We start from the raw sequence: 14,429 nt of genomic DNA, 5'->3' as shown, positions 1-14,429 counted from the left end.
TCCTATGCTTACGTCATCATAACGCCGAGTGGGAGGGGCGGACCATTCCATAAATCGGGACAAACTCGATCGCGAAATAGATACTGAATCGGGCAATTAAAGACGTATATAAACTCTTTTCTTGTCGAGTATCCAAGCAATGCTCCAACAAAGTTGCATGAATACGAGTGCATAAACAAGTGACGCCCATTTTGTGCCAATCGCAGCAAAGACTTCGTCATAAATCCACATGAACATAGGCTTTGTAACGACCATCACTGTCCAGGCTACGGACATCAGAAGCTCTGCCATCATATAGATCGCCAACGCATTCTTACCGAAGACTTCACAATAGCCGCTGACATCACCTCTGAGTTTCCAGATATCAAGCGACAGAACCAGGGCGGCCAGAACGATCAGATCAATACCGACCGTGCAGAGCACAAAGGTCGAGGTCCAGAGCTTCTTATTTAAAGGCAGGCTGCCTTGCAAAGCAACCGCTAGCAAGATCAGCGCCGCGCCAAAGGCGGCCGGCGAAATGAGATCCCGCACTGTCAGGGACCGCCCAACGGCGTGGTGGCGCAGGTATTGGATCGCCATATATCCTGCCAGCACATTCACCGCAGACGGCAAGGTGCCCAGGAGCCCTTCAGGGTCGTAGGGCACGCCATCCCCTTGATACAAATGCGACGCCCCAAACACGAACAGGTCCAGTTTGAGGGCCGCGCTGCCAGCCAGGGTACCATTCCCGAACAGGGCGGGCACAATGACGTTCAAAACTAGGACGACCAGGCTGAAGATCAACGCACCGGGTGCCTTGCCCCTCACCGTGACCAGTGAGGCTATGGTATAGGCCAGGGCAATGCGTTGCAGGACACCCATGATGCGCAGGTCATGCAGGCCGGTCCAGACAATCTGTCCATCCACTATCCTTAGGAACGGAAAATTGGACACAATAAACCCCAGCAGGAAAATCAGCGCTGCACGGGTGCCGACCTTGCGGGCAAAATGGCCTAAGCCTTGCGCCGCATAACGTTCCTGCGCGAAGCCCATTGAAGCCCCGACCACGAACAGAAAGGTCGGGAAAACGACATCGGTGGCCGTCAGACCGTTCCAGGTCGAATGCAGTAACTGCCCGAAAGACAGGGTTTCACTGATCGACATATTGACCACGATCATCAGCGCGACCGTCAGCCCCCGCAGAACATCCACAGCCAGATAGCGGTTTGAAGGCAAGCTCATGAGGGGACTACTTTCCAGAAGCGGCGCGGCGCACTGCCGCAAGGACAGGCGCGTTCATCACAGCATAACCGGCGACATTGGGATGAACGCCATCCGCGCTGTATTTCGGATGAATAGCCCCACCATCGGCGACCATCAGGCTATACAGATCGACAAAGGGAATGTCCGCCTGTGCCGCATAGGCGCGCAGACGGCTATTCAGCCCGACGATCCGTTGCGCCGGATGGATATCTTCCGCCCACCAGTAATGATCGGTGGGTAGGATCGAAACCATGACGACGCGTATGCCATGTGCGCGCGCTAGTTCGGCCATCGAAGCGATATTGCCCGCAATCATATCATCGGTTGCCGGACCGGTATTCCCGGCGACATCGTTCGTGCCGCCCAGTATGACCACGACTTCCGGTTTCAGGTCGATGACATCCTGCCGGAACCGCAACAGCATCTGCGCGGTTGTCTGACCGCTGATGCCGCGATTGATATGATTAGGATCGGCAAACAGGGTCTGATGGTCACGATCCCATATTTCGGTGATGGAATCGCCCATGAAAACGACACGATGTGGCACAGGCGCCTGCGCGATAAGATCAGCGTCGCGCTGGCGATAGGCCGACAGGTTCGGCCAGTCCTGTTCGCTGTCATCCGCCTGCACCACACCCGGCATGACCAGCATAAAGCCAGACATCAAAAGGGAAAGGGCTGCAACTCGTCCGAGCATGATGGCAGGCCTCATGGATTGACAATCTTGGAAGGACGGCTGGCCCGGCCAGTGCGTGAAAAGGCGGACACGGTAACGGTGCCCTTGTCGGTTATGGCGCCCGTAACCAACGGGCTGTCCACTGTGGGGACGCTGCCATCCGTCGTATAGCGCAGGCTGAGTCCCGGCATCTGCGCATTGGTCCAAACCTGGCCGTCCGCAACGTGCAGTCCGGGCGGCGGCAGGCGATAGGCCAGGTCTGGCCGGTCACGATCGAGCGCGGGTAGAACCCGCTTGCCGAGTTGGTTAGCGAACACGGACCAGCCCCCTGTGGTCTGTCCCGACGACCAGGCGCGTTCAGCCAGCCCCAGCATGCGCGGCATCAGCATATAGTCGATACGCCATGACGCGCGCATGGTTTCCGAGAACATCGTCCCTTCCAGACCAGAAACATGGGTCTGTCCGACCGCCGTTAGCCCCGTGGTTCCGGCAGCATCCGTTCCAGTCATGTGCAGCGGGTCGAAGCCATACACGTCTTCCAGATCGGTGTAGGCCGCCCAGTTATGCCCGTATTCGGCCGCATCCCGGTTATAAGCCATGTCAAAATAGAGATTCGTCGCCGGCGCGAGCACAACATCATAGCCCGCATTGGCCAGACGGTAAGCCAGGTCCTCGGATCCACCGAGATTATTCCAGACATAGAGATTATGCAGCTTGCCGATAAACTGCGGATTGATCGTCATCCGCGTTTCGCCGCCGGAACGGGTTTTACGCTCACCCAGTTCCTCCCAGCCTGCCGCCTTGACGTCGTAACGACCCAAAATGGCGATCACACGGCTGTAATAGTTCTCCCACAGATCGGCCGTCACACCACCTGCCATGGCTTTTTGCGCCTGTGGAGAACCCTCCCAAGCGCCATCGGCCAGTTCATCGCCGCCCACCTGAAGTGTGCGCAGCGGCACACCCGCCTGTCTGTGCAGGGCAACCAGTTCACCCGCTACGGTATCGATAAAGCGGTAGACCGACTCCAGACCGGGATTGATCACATTGTCCGAATAGCCCTGGGCCGAGTGATAGACCGATTGGTCCGACTGATCGTTGAGCCTGTAATCCTGCGCATGGGGATCTCCCACCGCCTCCAGGCGCCGGGCGCGCGCCGCCATGGCCATAACGGCGGCACGGGCATGACCCGGCATCTCGATTTCCGGGATGACCTCGACATGATGCGCCTGGGCATATTGCAGAATGGCCATGTAATCGGCACCGGTATAGTAACCGGAGCCATGCGGATCAGCCACGTCAGGTCCCGAGCCGTAGGCGGACGGCAAACAGTCGCCCGGCACGCAAACGCCTCGCACGGCGCCGACAGAGGTGAGTTCGGGTAGTTGGGGTATCTCGATCCGCCAGCCTTCATCATCCGTCAGGTGCAGGTGCAGGGTATTGAGCTTGTAACGCGCCATCAGGTCGATGACCTCCAACACCTTGTCGCGGCTCTGGAAGTTGCGCGCCACATCTATCAGGAGGCCGCGATAGGCGAAACGGGGCGCGTCAGTGATTTCCACGACGCGCAAATCGGCGGCATCGTCACCGATCATCTGCCGCAAGGATTGCAGTCCGTAGTAGACACCCGCCGCCGAAGCGCCCGAAATTTGGATGCTTCCCTTTGAATCGATACTTAGATGGTAAGCCTCGGGCGACGTCTGTCCCTTCACCGGTCCGGTCGTAAGCACGAGCGAAACCTTTTCCGTCTCAGGCACGCCACCAGTGCGCAAAAGGTCGCGCGCAAAACCGACTTCCGCCGCCAATGCCGTCGAAGCGTGAACCTTGACACCGCCGGCGATATTCAAGCGGCCTTCGCCATACTGATAGCTCAGTGGCAAGGGAAAAACCGGCGGCAGATCAGCCAGGGCAATATCCGCTGTGTCAGCATAGCGGGCGTAAAGGGCTTCCGGTGTCACTGCCGATGCGAAACCGGCGGGCGCCCCTGCCACCTGCGCCGCCCGCGACAATGGAGAGGCCTGATAGTCCTTCACCGGCACCCCCAAGCCGGGGGCATCGTCATAAACCAGATAAGGCCCGGCCGGCGCCTTGTCGGTCATGACCATGATTTCGGGATATTCGAGATAGAAAACCACGGACGCGCCCGGCGCCAGCGCCCCCTGCCCCGCTGCCGGACGCAGCCGGTAAAGTGGACCCGCCACAGCATTGATATCTACGCCATCTCCCGGTTGGGATGGTTCGATGGCGGATATCGAGCTGAGGTAAAGCGACCAGCCGGCCAAGCCCAGCGGCGCTTCACCCGTATTGGTTAGGGTCAGCGCCGCGCGCGTCTGCTCGCCCTGCACCTCAAGCGGGCGCCAGTTCAGGCTCAGTTTCGCCACTTCGGGGGCCGGTGCCGCGAATGCGTTCATCGCGATCAGGGCCGACGCCAGGGTTATCCGGCCGATCAGTTTACGAATATAGGGTTTTGCCACAGCGTGCCTCCTTGCTTTTCTGTCGATGAGTCACGGCGGTTTCCTCAGCCGGAAACCGCCGTCTGTCACAAGTCAGAAGGAGTAGGAGACGCCTAGGAGGTATTGACGGCCGAACTCGTGATACTGATTGAGTGCCGTCTGGCCATTGACCGTCTGGGTCGTCACATAGGGTTCGTTCGTCAGGTTCTGCCCCTGCAGCAGGATGGTCATATTCGCCAATGGCCCGGTCTTAACGGTATAACCGATTTGCGCATCCATGATCGTTTCCGGACGAATGGTTTCAGTAACATATCGGAAAGCATCATGGCGGCTGGCGCTGTAGCCCGAACGATAACGTTCGCCTATGCGCACCTGATAGCCGTGCTTTTCATAGTACAGGCTGGCGTTCCAGACATTTTTCGACAGCCCTTCCATGAGTGTGCCCACAACCACGCCGTCATCATCGGTATTCGCCTTGACGTGCGTATTGGCGAAGCTGCCGGTCATGCCGAAACCATCGAGTTTGGGGCTGATGAGGCTTCCGTCGAGTGTCCAGCTCAATTCCCAGCCCTGCACCTTGCCTCCCGTCGTATTCACCAGAGTCGTCAGGGTGCCGGTATTGCTGATGGCTTCAACGCCAGAGGTATTGGTGTAGCCTGAGAAATCATAGGCAATGCTCTTGGAGACAATGCCGCGCGTGATGTCTTTATAAAAGGCCGCGAGCGCGACATACGAAGTCTTACCAAAATACTTTTCAAGAGACAGGTCGTAGTCATAGGACTGCCACGGCTTCAGTTCGGGGTTGCCGCCATCACCATACCACTTATGATCGGTCGAGCTGACAGCCGCGGTGATACCGGCCCGCATATCCGTCATATTGGCGCGGGAAAGCGCCTTTGCGGCGCCGAAGCGCAAATAGGTTGAATTGCCGAGTTCGCTCGTCAGGTTCAGGCTCGGCAAGACATCGGTATAGTCCGCACCTCCCTCAACAGGGCTGGCATCGCCGTTAGAGTCGATATAGAGGCCGGTGGCCGATTGCTTGGTGTGAACGACCTGCACGCCTAGATTCCCGCGGACGGGCAACAGACGCTCGGAATGGATATCCAGCTTAGCAAAGCCCGTCGTTACCTTTTCAGCAACGCCCCAGTTCCAGGCCGGGTCCTTGGCCACATCGGTATTGGCAACATAGGCGCCACTGTTGAGGGCGTCACGAACCACGAACCCGATCAGGTTCGACAGGCCGATAAAGCCCATATCCACAGTATAGAAGTTGATGTTGGACGGAATGGACTGGCACAAAAGTCCATTCAGACAATCCGAACCATCGGACAGATCATATATGACGCCGCTATATTCAAGCTCCTTGCTACGTTCGCTATACATGGTGCCAAATTCGATAGCGCTAAACACACCCAGATCGACAAATCGTCGCGCCGACAGTCGAGCGGTCGTCATGCCATCCGTTACATAGGCCTGGGAGGCATAGGCTGCCCCCGCATACGTGCCCCAAGCGGTGGCCAGCATCACTTGCGATGTGTCGGCAAAGTCGGTGTCGGTAGAGACCGTGCTGAATCCACTCAGGCTGGTCGGGACGCTGAAGCTGAAATCAACCGGCGTTTCCGACATCATATAGGCTTCGCCCACCCATTCATTACGACGGGCATGCGATAAGCCGATGTCACCGCGCAATGTCCATTGTCCCAATGACAAGGTATTGCTCCAGTTGATGGCATTGATGGTGTCACGACGCACGTCCTGACGAGTGGTAATAATCGGACTGGCATTGCTCACAATATTGGTATTGCCGTCTACCGTGGTCGAAGCAATGGTCCCAGTCGCCCAGTTAGCCGTGACGCCATCCAACTCAACCCCGCTCATGCGTTCGTCAAATTGCGAATGAAAGATGTCGATCTTGAACGAATAGACGTCATTAGGCTTATATTGGACAACGCCCAGAAGACCGTCGCGCACGCTTTGCGTGGTCTGAACTCCAGTCTCAAAACCATCGAACGTATAGACATCTCCTGCCCCCTCGACGCCCAGATCACTGCCAATGCCGTAATCCCAGGGGTTGAAATATTTCTTTTGCGTCGGGCTATCCAGATGGGCATAGCCCACTGCCACACCGAGTTTACCATCGAGAAACTGATCGATATAGGAGAAGCTATAGCGCCCACCGTCGCCCTGCGTGCCAGGTACCAGTTTGCCAAAGGAGTTGTATTCAATGCTACCATTCACCGTGATCTTGCGACCGTGGAAGTCGAGTGGGTTCAACGTACGGATATCGACGGTTCCGGCTAGTCCCATCGTGCCCAGGGCAGCGTCCGGCGTCTTGTAAAGGGTCGCAGAATTAACCAGTTCTGCAGGGAACTGGTCATATTCGAAAGACCGATCGTCGCCGGTGCTGACCATTTCCATACCATTCAATAGAGTCATGCCAAATTGCGGATCCATGCCACGAATCGAGAGATATTCCGCGCGGCCATTGACCCGCTGCGCCGCCACACCGGGCAGACGCGCCAGAGATTCCGCAATGCTGGTGCCCGGCAGTTTGCCGACGTCTTCCGCCGACACGACCTCAACGATCTCATTGGAATTTTTCTTCGCCGTTGCGGATTTCTGCAGACTGCGCTTGATCCCTTTTACGACAATCTCAGTGGTCGCGACCTCCGAAGCAACCGTGCGGACCACCATTATGCCCGAAGATGCGTCGGGCACCGCCTCCAGTCCCGTCCCTTCGAGAAGCTTCGCCAAACCATCCTCAACGGTATAGTCGCCCTTCACCTGGTTAGTTTGTTTGTCCGCAACCGCTGTGGCACTGGCCAGGATTTGGATACCAGCCTGCTTGCCAAACTGAGGAATGCCCTGGGCCGCTAGCTGGGCCGGCACATCAAAGGTTCTGGTCTGGGCCAGGACCGGAGTCACAACGGCCATACATACCGCTGCCGCTGCAGATCCCAATAGCCACGGCTTCACGCCCACCTTACCAAAAGCCCCCATCAGTACGCTCTCCTTGAACTTGCACCAGACCCGCTCGGTCCTGACACTTAGAGGACTGAGCGTCACAATTCCGTCATGTGGTAATGAAAAAAATCAGGAATTGGATTCAATGTGGTCCTTAATTGGCATTGACAAATGTATTTCATTACCATCGTCTGTCACGCGCGCCCCTATCAGCACAGATACCGCGTGACCGAAATTGGCCGGCTCATTAGTACGGAAATAACCGACGAGTGGCTCACGTCCCAGCTCAGGCGTGTCAATGACCAGTTTCTTCGTATTGTAGCGATTGAGTTCATCAACGGCGAATTCGAGCGTTTCTCCATCAAGCGCCAGCTCACCCGTGCGCCAGGCCAGTGAACGGTCAATCTCATGCGCGGCAGGTATCGCGGCGATTTCACCAGCGTCACGCGACACGAAGGCCTTTGATCCCGCCGCCATTCGAATGGCCTGATCCTCCTTGCCGACGACCCAGGTTTCAACAACCCCTTCAGTTACCAGGACATCCGCGCTGTTATTACGCCTGCGCACTGAAAAGGCCGTGCCGATCGCGCGCACACGCACATCGCCCGCCTCGACTATGAAAGGACGCGTCTTGTCATGGGCTACACGGAACCAGGCTTCTCCGTCCGCCAGCTTGATGACCCGTTCCGCTTTTTCCATACGGACTTCGACCTTCGATGCCGTATTAACAGTAGCCGTCGATCCATCCGCCAATGGCACTTGACGCACTTCACCTATTTCCGTGACGATCTGTTTTTCACGTGGTCTAAAGGCAACGAAACCTGCGACCAGACTGGCAGCCAAAGTCCCAGCTGCCAAAGTGAAAAAGCGACGGCGCATGTTCGTATTGGCGGTGGTTGAAACAGCACCGGATAGTGCGCGCGCCCGATCGAGATAGGACAGCGTCGCCTGAGCGCGCAGCAAACGCCCCTCATGCCGCTCGTCTTCGGCCAACCAGGCTGCAAGGGCCGCCTGTTCGTCGATATCAAGGGGAGCGGATTCAAGGCGTATGGCCCAGTATTCCGCAGAATAATCCGGCGCCCTGTCATCCATTATTTTCGACCTCAAATCTGGTCTCCGTTTTTCGCCTCTTGGCGGCCCCTTCACCGCGATCAACCGTCTCCAATGCCTTCAGGATCAGTTTCAATCCTCGCACCGCCTGCATTTCCACGACATTTTCACTGACGCCAAGCCGTTTGGCGATTTCCTTTTGAGGCAAGCCGTGAATACGCCGCATCTCAAAAATGGTCCGGCATCGATCCGGCAGACCGGAAATCAGCCGCCTGACACGCTCCAGTTCCTGCCGGGAGCTCAGGCGCCGTTCAGGATCGGGGCCTTCGTCACTCAGGCTGGCCGCATCAATTTCAGTAAGCTGTCCGATCGGCACGATCCGTGAGCGCCGAATTTTCTGAATGAAGACGGATTTGGCCGTCTGAAAGAAATAAGATTTTCCATCGCGGATGTGCGCGACACTATCCAAGCGTGCTATGAGAACGTAAGCATCCTGAATAATGTCATTCACCTCGTCCTCTGAAATGGACATCCCCCTGAGCCATAGACGCAATCGTGCTTCGTGGGGAACGATATGACTCCCCACCCAAGCGACGATCTCGCTTCGGCTTTGCGTAATCTGCGCCTCCTGAATTGTTGGGCAGTCTATTCACGATCATAGAGAATCGAGCGATCCACTTCCGTCGATTTGCGAAAATTTATTCTTAAATGAAATTTCAAACTACGAAATAACATCGCCTCCAAACTTGAAGGCCCATTTGCCGGTTGGACCACCCAAATTCGTGACGCTTCGTCCGCTTGTTGCTATTGACGCAACATTGCGATTGTCGCTTATGGCCAAAAGGCCGAAGCCAGTAAATGTCGGGTTTATCCGAAGCTGGTCCAACCAACCTGTCCAGCACCGCGCTCCTACCTGTTTGCACCCTGCCTCACTTTAACTTCCCTGTTCCGCAGTCCCGTAAAAACGAGATTGCGCATTCAATGCAATAGGGCAGTGATCGCATCGATCTTTGTTCAGTAACATCCGTCCAGAAGAGTGCTAGCCAAGGCACCGAGCCGCATATAGTCGAAGCAGGTGTTGTTCATTACCACGACGCTATTGCCATCAGCGATGACCTGACGCGCTACCATGCGGAAACCGCTATTGGAGCGGTCCTCCCACGCCGACTCACGCAATTGCCCCCGATGGTTTCGATGCGGGTGCGGCCCCAATGCGTAGTGCTGATCCGGCATTTCCACCCGCATCAGTTCCTGCACTGTGTCGGACCGCAAGATCCTGCTGCCCAGAACCGCGGCCATGACTCTTACCAAATCCTCTGCACTAGCGTAAAAGCCTCCCGCCATTGCCATATAGTCAAGTATCGCGCTGGGTTTTCGCAACGGTGCGGGCGAGAGGGTTTGATACCCGATAGCCATGTGCGGAATATCGCTAGAGTCGCCATGGAAAATGCCACTATCTCGAAGTTTCAGAGGTTTGATGATGATCTGTTCAACCAACTGGGCATAGGACGTTCCGCTAACCCGTTCCACGACTGCCTTGGCCAGAATCCAGTTGGAATGCGAATAATCCCACGCTGAACCCGGTTTAAATGCGAGGTCGCCGCTAGCATACCGCCGCACCGCATTCATCTGGTCCAATTCGACAGTTTTTATAGCAGGATCGGACTTGCGCGCCGGATCGATCTGGTTTGGCAAACCGCTGCTATGGGTCAGCAAGTGGCGTAAGGTCAACTGTTGGCCCAAATCTCTCCGATAGTCGGGCAGATATTCGCTTATGGGCCGGTCAAGCGACAAGCGCCTTTCGTCGCAGAGTTTCATGACGATGATCGAGGCCAACCATTTGGAAACGGATCCGGTTTCAAATCGACTGCGTCTGGACAATTTCTGTCCGGTCTCGGCATTGGCCATACCGAAAGCTGCCGAATATAGAATTTTGCCGTGCCGCCCAAGAGCGACCGTGCCATTAAACCCCTCGGCAAGAAACGGCTGTATATGGCTCTCGAAATCCGCAGTCCTGGCTGTAGCCCCGAGTGGCAGTTCCGCCATCGCCAATCCGGTAATAAAGCTGCGCCTGAGCATGACCGTTCGCTTTCGTGAAGACGGCCAATAGGACGCACGGCGGGGCGCCGATACAACTTAATTAATGGTAACATGGTGACAATGGTCAGAACATCGCAGATGTCGGAGGCAAGCGTCACTTAAAATCCCGGCTTCTATGCTCGATCCGTGCCTGCCTCGCGACCCGCGGGTCAACGCCTGGCCCGCCGTTCCGGAATTCATCTCCCGGCTGATGGGGCGGCTTTAGCGGATCGTCACACCCGCCGACGCTGGCCAGCATATGCGAGAGATCGACGGCCGACCGGGCGATGAGGTGGACCACCTCCCCTTCCCGCTGGATATAGCCGGTGATCAGCACCAAACTGGCGCCGAAGACCGCCTGCTTGTACTCCTCACCCACCTTCTCCCAAACAACGACATTGGCGTCGCCGGTTTCATCCTCGATGGTCATGAAGATCACGCCCTTGGCGGAACCGGGTCGCTGGCGGACATTGACCATGCCTGCGACCGACACATAACGCTTGTCCTTGGAGCCCATGGCCTCCTTACAGGTCACCCAGCCCGTTCCTTCAGGTTCCCCCGCAGGAAATGGACCGGATGAACGGTCCGGCTAAAGCCCACGCTATTGTAATCGGCCACGACCTGGGCGCCGTCGGTCATGCGCTTGAATTCGATCGGCGTCTCAATGGCCTCGGACAAACTGCGGCCATCGTCGCCGATCAGGAGATCGAGCAGCGGCAAAACATCGTCGCCAAGGGACCGGATGGCATACCTAGCCGGTGCCGGCGGCAAAGCAATTCCGGACACGCCCGACAGCATCCTGCCAGATTTTGACTGAGTCTCCGTAATTATGACAATTTACTCGCCTATAGCGTTCGGTTCGGTTACGCTCCCTTAAGCATATTGATTCAGCGTGACGAACGTCATCAGTAACGAGAAGCGCACCCGTGTCGAACTCCAAACAAATCCTTGCAATGCTGCAGAGCCAGGCAGAAGGCGACGAAGAGCAATTTTATTCGATTGCTCTGCAGATCGCCGCATCTGAGGCACGACAAGGCCATAGATCGACGGCAATCGCGTTGCGTGAGGCCGTCGAGTCGGCCCGGATGTCTAAAAAGGCCCCCGCTGTAGCGATTGCCTTCGCTGCCCCGCGCGGTGCCCTGGAAGGTTTGATCTCACACCGGGATCCGCGTTACAACTTAAAAGACGTCGTGCTCGATGAGACGCTGCAAGCGCGCTTGACGGATCTATTGAAGCAACAGCAAAAGCGATCCTGGCTGCGCGAACACGGCAAGCGCCCCAACCGCCGTATACTCTTTGTCGGTCCTCCGGGCTCAGGCAAGACGATGACCGCTGAAGCTATTGCTGGTGAACTCGGCCTCCCCCTATTCGTTATTCGCCTTGAGACCCTGATCACCCGCTATATGGGCGAGACGGCAGCGAAATTGCGCCTCGTATTCGACGAGACGATGCAACGTCGTGGCGTATATCTATTTGACGAATTTGACGCTGTAGGCAGTCAGAGGACCGCGACCAATGATGTCGCTGAAATGCGCCGGGTCCTAAATTCGTTCCTTCAATTCATGGAGGAAGAAGCGTCGACGGACAGCCTGATCGTCGGCGCAACTAATCATCCGGAGTTGCTGGACCGCGCTTTACTGCGTCGCTTTGATGCCGTGCTTTCATTTGATATGCCTAGTGCCGCCGACGTTAAGCGCATTGTCACATCAGCAATGAAGCCTTTCAAACCAAAGGGCTTCACATGGCCAAAAATCGTTGAAGCGGCCGCCCGACTCAGTCAATCTGAAATTGCAAAAGCGACTGAGGACGCGGTAAAAATTGCAATTCTTGATGAGCTTGACAGCGTAAGCGGCCACAGCGTGGTTCTACGCCTACACGAACGTCGTGACATGCAGGAGGCCTTCTCAGTCACGACCTAAGCCGTCCAGGACTCAGATGCCAGCTGCTTACAATTTACCTCACATCAATCTCGGGGACCTGAAGGTATCGCGGAGTTATAAGGCCCCAAACAAGCCATGGGGAGTGGAAGTGCGCCACGTATCCGCGAGGAACATGGAACGGCTTTGATCAGCCAATTCCAGAGTGCGTTTGCGGAAGCGCGAAGTGAGGTTCATGACGGCGTTCAGCGCACGGACGGGTCATATTTTGAAATCGAATTGCGACGAGGGAGTGATCCGGCCAATCTTGATCGGAAACGTGACGGCGTGGTTTCCGGTGCGACCAATGTCGACCGGGACGCGGACGGTAACGGTGGGGCAGTGCGAACGGTGGTCTTTATCCCGGACGATGCCGCCGACGCCTTCGAGCATATTCTTACAGATTACCGTGATGGCCCTCTCAGCGACAAGGGCAACCCGCCCAATAAGTCTTACGTAGAACCCATCGAAGCCATTCGCAGGGCAGCCTTGTTGAGCTTCTGGACCGATGACGCGAGCTATCTGCCTGCAGGTCCTCAAATAGCGATTTGGTGGGAAGTTTGGTGCCACTCAGGCCATGAGGCTACCGTTGCCCAGTCGCTCAGGCAATTTGGGTGTCGCGTGGCTGAGGAAGACTTGTGGCTGAAATTCCCCGAAGCGACTGTGGTGCTCGCGTACGCGCGCCGGGCGGATATAGAACTTCTGATCTTTAGTTCTCCAGGCGTGTCGGAGTTAAGGCGCGGCTCCGATTCACCGACCTTCTTCATATTCGAAGAGCGCGAAAATCAACATGCCTGGGCTGAGGATTTAGCGGAACGTACGGTTTGGCCAGGGCGGGATGTGCCTCGGGTTTGCATCTTAGACACCGGGGTTAACCGTGCGCACATGCTCATCGAACCTGCCCTTGCTGAGCGCGATATTATGACGGCCAACCCCAAATGGGTTGCCACGGATAATGACGCACATCCTCACGGCACCCTTATGGCAGGCCTGGCCCTTCATGGCGATTTGCTGCCGGCGCTCACCGATATGGCAGGACGGCGGCTGGGGCACAGGTTGGAATCGGTGCGGATCATGCCGGCAGATGGGTTCCCACCGAACGATCCCGCTCGGCTCGGCAGTATCACTCAAACGGCGGTCTCGCTGGCGGAAATCGAAAACCCGGACCAAGACCGCGTCTTCTGCATGGCGATTACAAACCGGGATCATTCTGGTCAACGGCCGACATCGTGGAGTGCCTGTGTCGATCGGACCAGCTCTGGTGTCCTTGATCCCGAGGGCCGGCACAGGTGCCTATTTATGATCTCAGCCGGGAATATTCCCGGCGTAATGAATACGGCCGAAAGGATGGTGGATGTACATTACCCCATTGAAGACCCAGCGCAGGCTTGGAATGCGCTCACCATCGGCGGATATACCGATAAGGCCACCATCACCGAGCCCGCGTTGACAGGCTACCGGCCTTTTTCAGCGGTCGGTGACACCAGTCCTTATTCACGCAATTCCATCGCCTGGCGGCAAAATAAATCGCCTATGAAGCCCGAGGTGGTGTTCGAGGCGGGTAACCGAGAAGCGCGGTTTAAACGGCGCATAAATGCCGAAGAGGCGGAGCCAGGTGGTGTGAGCAATGTGGCGGATGACGGATGGAAACTTGGGCCCAGAAGCATATCGGCAGGATCGCTTCACTGCGACGTCTGGACAGGTTCGGGCGCTGAACTTGCCGCTCGAAACATGATATGCGTGAAGCCCGTTTCCGGGTGGTGGAAGGAGCGCCGAACTGTGGCGGTCCACGGGCAGGAAGCACGCTACGCCCTAATTGTTACACTGAATTGTGGAGAAGAAGAGTTAGATCTTTACACCCCAATACGGACGACGATTGAACAAATGATCGACCAAAAGGTCGATATCGACATTGATCTGGAGGTTCGATAACTCCCCTCTATCAATGTGACTGCTCAGTCCTAGTACTTGGCTCGGCTGTCGATACTTAATCAGTGACGGCTTGGGCGGAATCCGTCTCGTAAGAGCTTATACTTCGGACCAAAATGG

11 protein-coding genes are annotated in these 14,429 nt (G+C 56.5%); 2 read left to right on the top strand and 9 right to left on the bottom strand.

Features of this window, described 5'->3' with window-relative positions:
- Positions 1-96: 96 nt before the first annotated feature.
- From QM647_RS18820 to QM647_RS18780, 9 genes are all read right to left on the bottom strand, one after another.
- Positions 97-1,221: an acyltransferase family protein gene (locus QM647_RS18820; protein ID WP_414997100.1), complete on the bottom strand. Its 1,125-nt coding sequence runs from the start codon at positions 1,219-1,221 to the stop codon at positions 97-99.
- A 7-nt stretch (positions 1,222-1,228) separates the two neighbouring features.
- Entirely contained in the window at positions 1,229-1,906 is a 678-nt protein-coding gene (locus QM647_RS18815; RefSeq protein WP_414997099.1) for an SGNH/GDSL hydrolase family protein, read from the bottom strand.
- Positions 1,907-1,950: 44 nt separating this feature from the next.
- A complete protein-coding gene (locus QM647_RS18810) occupies positions 1,951-4,392 on the bottom strand; it encodes a family 20 glycosylhydrolase (RefSeq protein WP_414997098.1) in 2,442 nt (813 codons plus the stop codon).
- 72 nt (positions 4,393-4,464) lie between these two features.
- On the bottom strand, positions 4,465-7,305 hold the full coding sequence (locus QM647_RS18805) for a TonB-dependent receptor (protein ID WP_414997097.1): 2,841 nt from the start codon (positions 7,303-7,305) through the stop codon (positions 4,465-4,467).
- Between the two features lie 159 nt (positions 7,306-7,464).
- Entirely contained in the window at positions 7,465-8,427 is a 963-nt protein-coding gene (locus QM647_RS18800) for a FecR family protein (RefSeq protein ID WP_414997096.1), read from the bottom strand.
- Positions 8,420-8,917, bottom strand: a complete 498-nt coding sequence (locus tag QM647_RS18795) for an RNA polymerase sigma factor (protein WP_414997095.1) — start codon at positions 8,915-8,917, stop codon at positions 8,420-8,422. Before QM647_RS18795 ends, QM647_RS18800 begins: the two co-directional genes overlap by 8 nt.
- Before the next feature lie 482 nt (positions 8,918-9,399).
- Entirely contained in the window at positions 9,400-10,464 is a 1,065-nt protein-coding gene (locus tag QM647_RS18790; protein ID WP_414997094.1) for a serine hydrolase domain-containing protein, read from the bottom strand.
- Between the two features lie 115 nt (positions 10,465-10,579).
- Positions 10,580-10,999: an OB-fold nucleic acid binding domain-containing protein gene (locus QM647_RS18785; protein ID WP_414997093.1), complete on the bottom strand. Its 420-nt coding sequence runs from the start codon at positions 10,997-10,999 to the stop codon at positions 10,580-10,582.
- Positions 10,996-11,250 carry a hypothetical protein gene (locus tag QM647_RS18780; RefSeq protein ID WP_414997092.1) on the bottom strand — a complete coding sequence of 85 codons (255 nt, stop codon included), beginning with the start codon at positions 11,248-11,250 and terminating at the stop codon, positions 10,996-10,998. The genes QM647_RS18785 and QM647_RS18780 overlap by 4 nt, the downstream gene beginning before the upstream one ends.
- 140 nt (positions 11,251-11,390) lie before the next feature.
- On the opposite strand from QM647_RS18780, the gene QM647_RS18775 reads away from it, so the two are divergent.
- Both QM647_RS18775 and QM647_RS18770 read left to right on the top strand, forming a co-directional pair.
- Positions 11,391-12,383, top strand: coding sequence for an AAA family ATPase (locus QM647_RS18775; protein WP_414997091.1), 993 nt, complete (start codon positions 11,391-11,393; stop codon positions 12,381-12,383).
- Between the two features lie 144 nt (positions 12,384-12,527).
- The gene (locus tag QM647_RS18770) at positions 12,528-14,312 is read left to right on the top strand and encodes a S8 family serine peptidase (protein ID WP_414997090.1); all 1,785 of its coding nucleotides are present in this window, start codon (positions 12,528-12,530) and stop codon (positions 14,310-14,312) included.
- Positions 14,313-14,429 lie beyond the last annotated feature (117 nt).

This window comes from Asticcacaulis sp. (assembly GCF_047605585.1).
Taxonomy (GTDB): domain Bacteria; phylum Pseudomonadota; class Alphaproteobacteria; order Caulobacterales; family Caulobacteraceae; genus Asticcacaulis.
This window is presented reverse-complemented; position numbering and strand designations above follow the sequence as displayed.